This window comes from Streptomyces sp. NK08204 (assembly GCF_020400585.1).
Taxonomy (GTDB): Bacteria; Actinomycetota; Actinomycetes; order Streptomycetales; family Streptomycetaceae; genus Streptomyces.
In genome coordinates this window covers 27,001-38,529 of the sequence record NZ_JAINVF010000021.1, presented here as the reverse complement: position 1 = coordinate 38,529, position 11,529 = coordinate 27,001, and the positions used below count along the sequence as shown (strand labels likewise).

The following is an 11,529-nucleotide window of genomic DNA, read 5'->3' as shown; positions in this document are numbered from 1 at the left end:
CCGTTGTCTTCTTCATGAGCCCAGCACCGCATCCCGAGGGAGCCACCGTGCCGCGCATGCTCGACGTCAGTGACGCCGTACGCGCCGAGATCGGCGACGAGGAAGCCGACCGGCTGCTCGCCGGAGTAAGCGCCCCGGGCAGTTACGACTGCACGTCCTGTCGTACCCCGGGCGACTCCGAACAGGAGCGCACCAGCACCGTTCTGTTCGTGGGCGAGGAGACCGCGGTCCTCGCCTTCGCCCACGCCGGCTGTCTGCCTTCGCAGGTCGTCCAGGTCACCGAGGAACAACTGCGGGGCGCCGTACGGTCGATCGGCGGTGAGGCCGCGGTCGGCAACGAGCCGCTGGACTCCGCGCCCGAGCAGGCCGTGCTCGGTGTGACCAGCGGACTGGTCCTGATCGAGGGCGAGTTGCACCCCGCGCTGGTCGTCGAGCCGACCACGCCCATCGTGCGTCCGGGCTCCACCGGAACCGGCGACGACTTCCTTCCGCTGCTCATCGAGCAGGGCTTCATGCCGCTGGCCGAACTGGCCTCGGTGCCGCCGGTGCTGCACGGCTGGTCGGTGCTGCTCGCCGCCGGCCGGCTGCACGCCGTGCTGCAGCCGAACCCGGGCGGCGGGCAACCGGTGGCGTGGTGGCAGGCGCACCAGCCGCTGCAGGTGACCGACAGCTGGCGGGCCGCCGCCAACAAGCACCAGCAGGTGCTGCTGTTCGCAGCGCCGGTGGCGTCCATCGGCCGGCAGCCCCGGGAGGATCTGCTGCGGGATGCGCTGGACAGGGCCGCGGCGCACGGGAGGCTGGTTGCCGCGGCGTTGCCTCTGGCCGGTACGTGACGCCGCGTTGAAGGGCGGGGCCGCCAGGGGCCGGCCGACCGCATCTCTTTGAAGGTTCGGTCGTTTGGACATACGTGCACCCATACGACACCCCCTCTCCCCGCCGGGCCCTCTTCTCATCCGTTCCGTCCGCTCGGGCGGCGCAGGACATCGGGGGTGGGCCATCGGCCACGCCGATCTACGACTCGCTCTACGCGGAGTGGGTCAAGGCCTTCCGTGCGCTGCCGGGGGACCGCAGCGGTGAGGAGGAGCTGGGCTTCACGGCCTTCGGGAGCATCCCGGACCGCAGCAGCTCCTACGGGGGCCACCGGCCGGGGTCGTTCAGCAGCTCGTACAGCGCCTACAGCGCCGGTGCCTACAGCGCGCGCCAGCAGTCGCAGTGGCAGCGGATCGGCACCCTCGGGCGGCAGCAGGGCAACGGGACGCAGCACGTGCCGGCCGTGCTGCCCCCGAGACCGCGCCGGGGAGCATAAGGCACGCCGAAGGGCGGCCCCTGTCCGCAGGGGCCGCCCTTCGTGTCGTACGACGGTTACTTCTTCTTCGCGCCGCGCTTCTCGCGCACCCGCACCGAGATGTGGATCGGGGTGCCCTCGAAGCCGAACTCCTCGCGCAGGCGGCGCTCGATGAAGCGCCGGTAGCCCGCCTCGATGAAGCCGGAGGCGAAGAGCACGAACCGCGGCGGCTTCGTGCCGGCCTGGGTACCGAACAGGATGCGCGGCTGCTTGCCGCCCCGGACCGGGTGCGGGTGGGCCGAGACCAGCTCGCCGAGGAAGGCGTTCAGACGACCGGTGGGGACGCGGGTCTCCCAGCCGGCGAGGGCGGTCTCGATGGCCGGAACCAGCTTCTCCATGTGGCGGCCGGTGCGGGCCGAGACGTTGACGCGGGGCGCCCAGGCGACCTGGGCCAGCTCGGTCTCGATCTCCCGCTCCAGGTAGTAGCGGCGCTCCTCGTCGAGGGTGTCCCACTTGTTGTAGGCGATGACCATCGCGCGGCCCGCCTCGACGGCCATGGTGATGATCCGCTGGTCCTGCACGGAGATGTTCTCGGAGGCGTCGATCAGGATGACCGCGACCTCGGCCTTCTCCACGGCCGCGGCCGTGCGCAGGGAGGCGTAGTAGTCGGCGCCCTGCTGGAGGTGGACGCGCTTGCGGATACCGGCGGTGTCGACGAACTTCCACGTCACGCCGCCCAGTTCGATCAGCTCGTCGACCGGGTCGCGGGTGGTGCCCGCCAGTTCGTTGACGACGACGCGCTCCTCGCCGGCGACCTTGTTCAGCAGCGAGGACTTGCCGACGTTCGGGCGGCCGATGAGGGCCACGCGGCGCGGGCCGCCGACGGCGGTGCCGAAGGTCTGCTCGGGGGCCTCGGGCAGCGCCTCCAGGACGGCGTCGAGCATGTCGCCGGTGCCGCGGCCGTGCAGGGCGGAGACCGGGTGCGGCTCACCGAGGCCCAGGTTCCACAGGTAGGCCGCGTCGGCCTCGCCGCTCGGGCCGTCGACCTTGTTGGCGCACAGCACGACCGGCTTGCCGGCCTTGCGCAGCAGCCGGACGACCGCCTCGTCGGTGTCGGTCGCGCCGACCTTGGCGTCGACCACGAAGACGACCGCGTCGGCCGCCTCGATCGCGTACTCGGCCTGGGCGGCCACGGAGGCGTCGATACCGAGGACGTCCTGCTCCCAGCCTCCGGTGTCGACCACCTTGAAGCGGCGGCCGGCCCACTCGGCCTCGTAGGTGACGCGGTCACGGGTGACGCCCGGCCGGTCCTCGACGACCGCTTCGCGGCGGCCGATGATCCGGTTCACCAGGGTCGACTTGCCGACATTGGGGCGGCCGACGACGGCGAGCACGGGCAGCGGACCGTGGCCCGCGGCCTCGATGGCGCCCTCGACGTCCTCGACGTCGAAGCCCTCTTCCGCGGCGAGCTCCATGAACTCCGCGTACTCGGCGTCGCCGAGAGCCCCGTGCTCGTACTCGTGCTCGGCCGAGCCGTCGGGCTGGATCTGGTCGTTCATGAAGTCCGTACCTCGTCGTTCATTCGTGGTGATCGGTGGCGCGAGCCCCGCTGGGCCGCGCCACTACTCAAGTGTCGCCTAGCGCCCGGTCAGACGCCTGGCGTTTTCCAGGTGCGCGGTGAGCTGCTTCTGGATGTGTTCGGTCGCCTGGTCCAGCGCCGCGCGCGTGCGCCGCCCGCCGTCGCCCGCGAGGAAGGGCTCGCCGAAGACGACGTCGACGCGGGAGCGCAGCGGAGGCAGCGCACCGACCAGCCGTCCCCGCCGCTCGGCGCTTCCCAGTACGGCCACCGGCACGATCGGCGCCCGGCCGCGGACCGCGAAGTAGGCGAGTCCGGCGCGCAGCGAGGCGAAGTCGCCCTCGCCCCGGGTCCCCTCCGGGAAGATGCCCAGCACGCCCCCGGCGCCGAGCACCCCGAGGGCCTGGGTGATCGCCGTGCGGTCGGCGGCGGTGCGGTCCACCTTCAGCTGGCCGATGCCGGTCAGGAAGGGACCCAGCGGTCCGACGAACGCCTCCTTCTTGATCAGGAAGTGCACCGGCCGCGGTGCCACTCCCATGACCATCGGGCCGTCGATGTTGTGCGAGTGGTTCACCGCGAGGATCACCGGCCCGGTCGCGGGCATCCGCCAGGCGCCGATCACCCGCGGCTTCCACAGCCCGTACATCAGGCCGACACCGATGCGCCGCCCGGTCTCGGCTCCCCGCTCGGACGGAAGGTCTGCCTCCGGACGCGACGGGAGGTTCACCTCCCGGCTCGCTTCTCCCGGACCAGGGTGACGACGCACTCGATGACCTGGGGCAGGGTGAGGTCGGTGGTGTCCACCTCGACCGCGTCGTCGGCCTTGGCGAGCGGCGAGGTCTTGCGGCTGGAGTCGGCCGCGTCGCGCTTGATCAGCGCCTCGCGGGTGGCGTGGATGTCCACGCCCTTCAGCTCGCCGCTGCGGCGGGCCGCACGGGCCTCCGGGGAGGCGGTGAGGAAGATCTTCAGGTCGGCGTCCGGGAGCACGGTCGTACCGATGTCGCGGCCCTCGACCACGATGCCGTTCTCCGCGGCGGCGGCCAGCGAGCGCTGCAGCTCGGTGATGAGAGTGCGCACCTCGGGGACCGCGCTGACCGCACTGACCTTGGAGGTGACCTCCTGGGTGCGGATCGGCCCGGACACGTCGGTGCCGTCGACCGCGATGGTCGGGTTCGCCGGGTCGGTGCCGGAGACGATCTCCGGCTTGCCGGCGACGGCGGCGACGGCGGTCGGGTCCTCCAGATCGATGCCGTTGTTCACCATCCACCAGGTGATCGCCCGGTACTGGGCGCCGGTGTCCAGGTAGCTCAGGCCGAGCTGCGCGGCCACGGCCTTCGACGTGCTCGACTTGCCCGTGCCGGAGGGACCGTCGATCGCGACGATCACGGGCTTGGCGGTCGGGGCGGCGCCGTTTTCCACGGGAGGGCACCTTCCTGGTGAAGGGTGGTGGATGGGGTGGGGGCGCGAGGGCGCCCCGCACAAGGTTACTGGCTCCCGGGCGGCGCTCTCGCCGGGCGTTACTGGCGCAGCTTCCAGCCCCGCTCGCGCAGCGCGTCCGTCAGTACCGGTACCGCCTTCGGCTCCACCATGAGCTGCACCAGACCCGCCTGCTGACCGGTCGCGTGCTCGATCCGGACGTCCTCGACGTTCACCCCGGCCCGCCCCGCGTCCGCGAAGATGCGGGCCAGCTGGCCGGGCTGGTCGTCGATGAGCACGACGACGGTCTCGTAGACGCGCGGGGCGCTGCCGTGCTTGCCGGGCACCCGCACCTGGCCGGCGTTGCCGCGGCGCAGCACGTCCTCGATGCCGGCGCTGCCCTCCCGGCGCTTGGCCTCGTCGGAGGACTGCAGGGCGCGCAGGGCCTGCACGGTCTCGTCCAGGTCGGCGGCGACACCGGAGAGCAGGTCGGCGACCGGCCCCGGGTTCGCGGACAGGATGTCGATCCACATCCGCGGGTCGGAGGCGGCGATCCGGGTCACGTCCCGGATGCCCTGCCCGCACAGCCGTACGGCCGCCTCCTCGGCGTGCTCCAGGCGCGCGGCGACCATGCTGGACACCAGGTGGGGCATGTGCGAGACGAGTGCGACGGCGCGGTCGTGGGCGTCGGCGTCCATGACGACCGGCACGGCCCGGCAGTGCGAGACCAGCTCCAGGGCGAGGTTCAGCACCTCGGTGTCGGTGTCCCGGGTGGGGGTGAGCACCCAGGGGCGGCCCTCGAACAGGTCGCCGGTGGCGGCCAGCGGGCCGGACTTCTCGCGGCCCGACATCGGATGGGTGCCCAGGTAGCGGCTCAGGTCCAGGCCGAGGGCCTCCAGCTCGCGGCGCGGGCCGCCCTTGACGCTGGCCACGTCCACATAGCCGCGGGCCAGGCCCTGCCGCATGGCGTCGGCGAGCACACCCGCCACGTGCGCGGGCGGGGCGGCGACGATCGCCAGGTCGACCGGGCCCTGCGGGGGCTCGTCCGTGCCGGCGCCCAGGGCCGCCGCCGTACGTGCCTGCTCGGGGTGGTGGTCGGCGAGGTGGACGGTGACGCCGCGCTGGGCGAGGGCGAGCGCGGCGGAGGTGCCGATGAGGCCGGTGCCGATGACGAGTGCGGTTCTCACTGGGCGATGTCCTTGCGCGGGTCGGCTGCGGCGCCGAGGTGGACGTGGGCGATGTCGGTGCAGGGCGGGTCCGGCTCGGTGTGCGCGAGGACCCGGACGCCCCGGGGCTCGGCGCCCTCGACGGGGACGGCCTTCCGGACCGCTCGTACCCCCACGGCCGTAGTCCTCCCCGACATGTGTCTCGGTGCCTGGTGTGCGTTGGTGCTGTTGGTGCGTTGGTGCGTTGGTGCGTCCAGCCTAGTCAGCCCGTGTGCGCGAGCGGCGCGCGGCGCCCGCCGCTGGGTGCACCGGGTGCCAGAATGCCGGTGATTGTGCATTTTCCCGGTATGAGCGGATTGAGGGTGTACGGAGTGATGGCATGACCGAGGGTGCGACACGGCGCACGGTGCTGGCGACGGGCGCGGCGGCGCTCGGTGCCGCAGCCGTGGGGTGCGGCGGTGCGGGCAACGGCGGGTCAGGCGGGCAGGAGCTGGCCAGGACGAGCGACATCCCGGTGGGCGGCGGCAAGGTCTTCCGGGACCGGAAGATCGTCGTCACCCAGCCGACGGAGGGCGACTTCAAGGCCTTCACGGCGATCTGCACGCACCTGGGCTGCACCGTGAACAAGGTGGCGGACGGCACGATCGACTGCCCCTGCCACGGCAGCAAGTACCACATCGGCGACGGCTCGGTGGCCCACGGACCGGCGCGCCGCCCGCTGGCCCGTGAGCCGATCAAGGTGGAGGGAAATTCCATCCGCCTGGCGTGAGAGGTCCGCGTACGCTCCGGGCATGCCTCCCGAGGATCTGGTACGCGAGCACACGGTCTACGCCTGTGTCATGGGGTCGCGGGCCTTCGGCCTGGCCACGGACACCAGCGACACCGACCGGCGGGGCGTGTTCCTCGCCCCCACCCCCCTGTTCTGGCGGTTCGAGAAACCCCCGACACATGTGGAGGGGCCGGGCGAGGAGCGGTTCTCGTGGGAGCTGGAGCGGTTCTGCGAGCTGGCGCTGCGCGGCAACCCGAACATCCTGGAGTGCCTGCACTCCCCGCTGGTCGAGCACGTGGACGACACCGGCCGGGAGCTTCTGTCCCTGCGCGGCGCGTTCCTCTCCCGCCGCGCCCACGACAGCTTCACCCGCTACGCCCTGGGCCAGCGCCGCAGGATCGACGCCGACGTCCGCACGACCGGCGCCCCGCGCTGGAAGCACGCCATGCACTTGCTGCGCCTGCTGATGAGCGCCCGCGATCTGCTGCGCACCGGCGAGCTGCGCATCGACGTCGGCGAGGAGCGCGAGTCGCTGCTGGCGGTGAAGCGGGGGGAGGTGCCATGGGCTCAGGTCCAGGCGCGCATGGCCCGGCTGGCGGCGCAGGCGGACGACGCCCTGCGGCACACCCCGCTGCCGCCGGAACCGGACCACGCGCGCGTGGCCGACTTCGTCTTCCGGGTGCGCCGCGCGTCAGCCCTGAAGGCCGCCGGCACCCAGGGGCCCCGCAGCGCCCCGGAGGCTTCCTAGGCGTCCCAGAGCGCGCCCAGGGTCACCAGGTCACCCCGGTACTCGATCCGGTCGGCCCACTCGGCGGGCCAGGCGTCCGCGCCCAGCCATGCGCCCGCGAAGGCTCCGGTGAGGCAGGCGACGGAGTCCGAGTCGCCGGAGGAGCAGGCGGCCCGGCGCAGGGCGGTGACCGGCTCGTCCGGGAAGAGCAGGAAGCACAGCAGCCCGGTGGCGAGGGCCTCCTCGGCGATCCAGCCCTCGCCGGTGGCCAGGCAGGGGTCGGTCTCCGGGGAGTGGGTGCGCAGGGCCTCCTGGAGCCGGGCCAGGATGTCCAGGCACTCGTCCCAGCCGCGCGCGATGAAGTGCTCGGGGGTCGGGTCCTGGGACCGGGTCCACAGGTCGCCGAGCCAGGTCTGGTGGTAGCGGGTGCGGTTGTCGAGGGCGTACGAGCGCAGCCGACCGACGAGCCCGGCGGGGTCGGCGCCCCGGGCGAGCAGATGGACGGCGTGGGCGGTGAGGTCCGAGGCGGCCAGCGCGGTGGGGTGTCCGTGGGTGAGGGCGGACTGCAACTGGGCGGCACCGGCGCGCTGTTCGCCGCTCAGGCCGGGGGCGAGCCCGAGGGGGGCCACGCGCATGTTGGCACCGCAGCCCTTGGAACCGATCTGACTGGCGTCCTGCCAGGGCCGCCCCTCCTCCTTCAGCAGGGCGCAGGCGGTGAGGCAGGTGCGGCCCGGGGCGCGGTTGTTCTCCGGCGAGTGGTACCAGTCCACGAACTCCTCGCGCAGCGGGCGCTCCAGCCGCTTCGGGGCGAGCGCGCCCCGGTCCATGGCGGTCCGCAGGGCGCGTCCGAGGGCGAGGGTCATCTGCGTGTCGTCGGAGACGAACGCCCGGCCCGGCAGCTCCATCTCCCGCCATGGCCCGCACTTGGCGAGAATCGAAGGCACGTCGTTGAACTCCGTCGGGAAACCGAGCGCGTCCCCCAGGGCGAGGCCGATCAGGGATCCGGTGGCGGCGCGCTTGCGCGCCGGGGTCGTCGTCATGCGGGGCGTCCTTCCCGGGACGGTCGGAGCAGGGGCGGGTGCAGAGCGGTGGCGGGACCGGCGCGGTAGAGGGCGGCCGGTTTGCCACGGCCGCCGGTCAGCCGGGCGGCGCCGGGGACGGGGGCCACGAAGCCGGGGGTGGCGAGCACCTTGCGGCGGAAGTTGGGCCGGTCGAGGGTGGCGCCCCACACCGTCTCGTAGACCTGCTGCAGCTCGCCGAGGGTGAACTCGGGCGGGCAGAAGGCGGTGGCCACGCAGCTGTTCTCCAGCTGGGCGCCGACGCGTTCGCGGGCGTCGGCCAGGATCCGGTCGTGGTCGAAGGCGAGCGGCCCGGCGGTGTCGTACGGCAGCCAGCGGGCCTGTGCCGCGTCGCCGCCGCCGCGGGGCTCGGGAGGGTCCGGCAGCAGCGCGGTGAAGGCGACCGACACCACCCGCATCCGGGGATCGCGGCCGGGCTCGCTGTAGGTGCGCAGCTGCTCCAGGTGCAGGCCCGAGACGTCGGCCAGGCCGGTTTCCTCGGCCAGCTCCCGCCGGGCGGCCGTCTCCGCCGACTCGTCGGGCAGCAGAAAGCCGCCGGGCAGCGCCCAGCGGCCCGCGTACGGCTCCTGCCCACGCTCGACCAGCAGCACATGCAGGGTGCCGGCGCGGAGGGTGAGGACCGCGAGGTCGACGGTGACGGCGAAGGGCTCGTAGGCGTACTTGTCGTAGCCGTCCACGACCACCACCCCCTTTAATAGTCGGTCTGACTATAAAAGGGGGTGGTGGTGGGTGGCAAGGATCAGAGGTCGACTTCCTTCATCAGCATCCCGACCTCGGTGTTGGACAGGCGGCGCAGCCAGCCCGACTTCTGGTCGCCCAGGGTGATCGGGCCGAAGGACGTGCGCACGAGCTTCTCGACGGGGAAGCCCGCCTCGGCGAGCATGCGGCGCACGATGTGCTTGCGGCCCTCGTGCAGGGTCACCTCGACCAGGTAGTTCTTGCCGGTCTGCTCGACCACCCGGAAGTGGTCCGCGCGCGCGTAGCCGTCCTCCAGCTGGATGCCGTCCTTCAGGCGCTTGCCCAGGTCGCGCGGGATCGGGCCGACGATGGCCGCGAGGTAGGTCTTCTTCACGCCGTACTTGGGGTGGGTCAGACGGTGCGCCAGCTCGCCGTGGTTGGTGAGCAGGATGACGCCCTCGGTCTCGGTGTCCAGCCGGCCGACGTGGAAGAGCCGCGTCTCACGGTTGGTGACGTAGTCACCGAGGCACTGCCGGCCCTCCGGGTCCTCCATGGTGGACACCACGCCCGCCGGCTTGTTCAGCGAGAAGAACTGGTACGACTGCGTCGCGACCGTCAGGCCGTCGACCTTGACCTCGTCCTTCTCCGGGTCGACCCGGCGGCCCTGCTCCAGGACGATCTCGCCGTTGACCTCGACCCGCGCCTGCTCGATCAGCTCCTCGCAGGCGCGCCGGGAGCCGTAGCCCGCGCGCGCGAGGACCTTCTGCAGCCGCTCGCCCTCCTGCTCGGCGCCCGGGAAGGTCTTGGGCAGCTTGATGTCCTTCTTGCCCGCGTACCGCTCCCGGTTGCGCTCCTCGGCCCGTGCCTCGTACTCGCGGGAGCGCCCGGGTGCCGTACGGCCACCGCGCTGCTGGGTCTGCTTCGGGCCGCCCTTGGCGCCGCCCCGGGCCGCGCCGCCGCGCCCGGACTTGGGGCCGTCCTGGGTGGCGCCGGGACCCACGTCGTAGCGGCGCTCCTCGGGGCGGGGCTTGCGGGGACGGCCCTGCCCCTGCCGCTCGTCCCGGTTGTTGCCGGCGCCGCGGTGGTTACCGCGTCCGCTGTTCCTGCCGCTGCCGCTGCTTCGCATCAAGATTTCCGTCTTAGTCGTCTGCGTCCTGACCGCCGGGCGCGTCGGGCGCGTCCGGGTCGAACGACGGGACCCCTTCCTGGGTCTCGGCCTCGATCGCCTCCGCCTCCGGGAGGAAGGGCGCCAGCTCCGGAAGCTCGTCCAGGCCGCGCAGGCCCATCCGCTCCAGGAAGTAGTTCGTCGTCGTGTACAGGATCGCACCTGTTTCGGGTTCCGCGCCCGCCTCCTCGACGAGACCGCGCTGGAGCAGCGTGCGCATGACGCCGTCGCAGTTGACTCCGCGCACGGCGGAGACCCGGCTGCGGCTGACCGGCTGGCGGTAGGCGACCACCGCCAGGGTCTCCAGCGCTGCCTGGGTGAGGCGGGCCGTCTGGCCGTCCAGGACGAGCCGCTCGACGGCGGGGGCGTACTCTGCGCGGGTGTAGAAACGCCAGCCTCCCGCCACGAACCGCAGCTCGAAGCCGCGGCCCTGCACGGTGTACTCGTCGGCCAGCTCGCGCAGCGCGTCGGCGATCTGCCGCCGGGGGCGCTGCAGGATCCTCGCCAGGTGCTCCTCGGTCGCGGGCTCGTCCACGACCATGAGGACCGCCTCCAGGGCGGGCTTGAGCTCGAGGCCGGCGACGCCGTGCAGCCCCGCCGGGAGTTCCGCCGTGTCCTCGCTCATGCCTTCTTCTCCTCCTTGGACTCCCCGGGCTCCTCGGGCGGCCGGTCGAACTCGTCGGTGACCACCGGTGCCGCGTCCCCGTCCCCGCCGGTCCAGCGCACGGTCAGTTCCCCGAGCGCTGCCTCCTGCTCCAGGGCGACGGCCTTCTCGCGGTACAGCTCCAGCAGCGCGAGGAACCGGGCGACGACGGTGAGGGTGTCGTCGGTGTCCTCGATCAGCGCGCGGAAGCTGGCCTCGCCGAGTTCCCGCAGGCGCGCGACCACGATCCCGGCCTGCTCCTGCACGCTGACCAGCGGGGCATGGATGTGGTCGACGTAGACCGTCGGCTTGGCCTTCGGCTGCATCGCCTTGACGGCGAGTTCGGCGAAGCCCTGGGGGCCGATGCTGATGACGACCTCGGGCAGCAACTCGGCGTAGTGCGGTTCGAGGCCGACGGTACGGGGGTAGCGGCGGGTCTCCTCGTCGAGGCGCCGGCTGAAGATGTCGGCGATCTGTTTGTACGCCCGGTACTGGAGCAGCCGCGCGAACAACAGGTCCCGGGCCTCCAGCAGTGCCAGGTCCGCCTCGTCCTCGACCTCGGCGGCGGGCAGCAGCCGGGCGGCCTTGAGGTCGAGCAGCGTGGCGGCCACGACGAGGAACTCCGTGGTCTGGTCCAGGTCCCAGTCCGGCCCCATGGCCCTGATGTGGGCCATGAACTCGTCGGTGACCTTGGACAGCGCGACCTCGGTGACGTCGAGCTTGTGCTTGGAGATCAGCTGGAGGAGCAGATCGAAAGGGCCCTCGAAGTTCGACAGGCGGACCTTGAAGACGCCGTCGGACGCAGGCTCCGGTTCAGCGGGCAGGGGCTCGGGCCCGGCCTCGGTCAGCGCCGGCTCAGGAACCCCCGCCTCAGCCACGACCGGCTCAGGAACCCCCGCTTCCACCAAGACCGGCTCAGCCGGCAGAGCCCCCGGCCCCCGCCCCAGCGCACGCCGACGACCAGCACCGGCGCCGGCGCCGGGGAGGGGAACGTCGTTCGAGGTCATAGCCCCCGAAGGCTATCG

General features: G+C 72.6%; 13 protein-coding genes and 1 pseudogene. 4 read left to right on the top strand and 10 right to left on the bottom strand.

Annotated features, from left to right (window positions below; all coding sequences use genetic code 11):
* Positions 1-47: 47 nt before the first annotated feature.
* Positions 48-833: a hypothetical protein gene (locus tag K7G59_RS26005; protein ID WP_225838450.1), complete on the top strand. Its 786-nt coding sequence runs from the start codon at positions 48-50 to the stop codon at positions 831-833.
* A gap of 74 nt (positions 834-907) precedes the next feature.
* On the top strand, positions 908-1,306 hold the full coding sequence (locus tag K7G59_RS26000) for a hypothetical protein (protein WP_225838260.1): 399 nt from the start codon (positions 908-910) through the stop codon (positions 1,304-1,306).
* A gap of 56 nt (positions 1,307-1,362) precedes the next feature.
* Here K7G59_RS26000 and der read toward each other — a convergent pair whose 3' ends face one another.
* The 5 genes and pseudogenes from der to K7G59_RS25975 form a co-directional block, all read right to left on the bottom strand.
* On the bottom strand, positions 1,363-2,844 hold the full coding sequence (gene der, locus K7G59_RS25995; RefSeq protein WP_225838258.1) for a ribosome biogenesis GTPase Der: 1,482 nt from the start codon (positions 2,842-2,844) through the stop codon (positions 1,363-1,365).
* A 78-nt stretch (positions 2,845-2,922) separates the two neighbouring features.
* On the bottom strand, positions 2,923-3,588 hold the full coding sequence (locus tag K7G59_RS25990; protein ID WP_225838256.1) for a 1-acyl-sn-glycerol-3-phosphate acyltransferase: 666 nt from the start codon (positions 3,586-3,588) through the stop codon (positions 2,923-2,925).
* On the bottom strand, positions 3,585-4,280 hold the full coding sequence (cmk, locus tag K7G59_RS25985) for a (d)CMP kinase (protein ID WP_225838254.1): 696 nt from the start codon (positions 4,278-4,280) through the stop codon (positions 3,585-3,587). The genes K7G59_RS25990 and cmk overlap by 4 nt, the downstream gene beginning before the upstream one ends.
* 98 nt (positions 4,281-4,378) lie before the next feature.
* Positions 4,379-5,464, bottom strand: coding sequence for a prephenate dehydrogenase (locus K7G59_RS25980; protein WP_225838252.1), 1,086 nt, complete (start codon positions 5,462-5,464; stop codon positions 4,379-4,381).
* Positions 5,461-5,586: pseudogene (locus K7G59_RS25975) on the bottom strand (chorismate mutase); the annotation flags it as partial. The pseudogene K7G59_RS25975 and the gene K7G59_RS25980, both read right to left, overlap by 4 nt.
* Positions 5,587-5,822: 236 nt before the next feature.
* Between K7G59_RS25975 and K7G59_RS25970 the strand changes: the two are divergent.
* Positions 5,823-6,212, top strand: a complete 390-nt coding sequence (locus K7G59_RS25970) for a Rieske (2Fe-2S) protein (protein ID WP_225838250.1) — start codon at positions 5,823-5,825, stop codon at positions 6,210-6,212.
* A 22-nt stretch (positions 6,213-6,234) separates the two neighbouring features.
* Positions 6,235-6,960 carry a DNA polymerase beta superfamily protein gene (locus tag K7G59_RS25965; protein WP_225838248.1) on the top strand — a complete coding sequence of 242 codons (726 nt, stop codon included), beginning with the start codon at positions 6,235-6,237 and terminating at the stop codon, positions 6,958-6,960.
* Here K7G59_RS25965 and K7G59_RS25960 read toward each other — a convergent pair.
* From K7G59_RS25960 to K7G59_RS25940, 5 genes are all read right to left on the bottom strand, one after another.
* On the bottom strand, positions 6,957-7,979 hold the full coding sequence (locus tag K7G59_RS25960; RefSeq protein ID WP_225838246.1) for an ADP-ribosylglycohydrolase family protein: 1,023 nt from the start codon (positions 7,977-7,979) through the stop codon (positions 6,957-6,959). The genes K7G59_RS25965 and K7G59_RS25960 overlap by 4 nt on opposite strands.
* The gene (locus K7G59_RS25955) at positions 7,976-8,695 is read right to left on the bottom strand and encodes an NUDIX domain-containing protein (protein WP_225838244.1); all 720 of its coding nucleotides are present in this window, start codon (positions 8,693-8,695) and stop codon (positions 7,976-7,978) included. The genes K7G59_RS25960 and K7G59_RS25955 overlap by 4 nt, the downstream gene beginning before the upstream one ends.
* A 62-nt stretch (positions 8,696-8,757) precedes the next feature.
* Complete coding sequence (locus K7G59_RS25950) at positions 8,758-9,822, bottom strand: pseudouridine synthase (RefSeq protein ID WP_225838242.1); 1,065 nt, start codon at positions 9,820-9,822, stop codon at positions 8,758-8,760.
* Between the two features lie 13 nt (positions 9,823-9,835).
* A complete protein-coding gene (gene scpB, locus K7G59_RS25945; RefSeq protein ID WP_225838239.1) occupies positions 9,836-10,486 on the bottom strand; it encodes an SMC-Scp complex subunit ScpB in 651 nt (216 codons plus the stop codon).
* Positions 10,483-11,511, bottom strand: coding sequence for a ScpA family protein (locus tag K7G59_RS25940; protein ID WP_225838236.1), 1,029 nt, complete (start codon positions 11,509-11,511; stop codon positions 10,483-10,485). Before K7G59_RS25940 ends, scpB begins: the two co-directional genes overlap by 4 nt.
* Positions 11,512-11,529 lie beyond the last annotated feature (18 nt).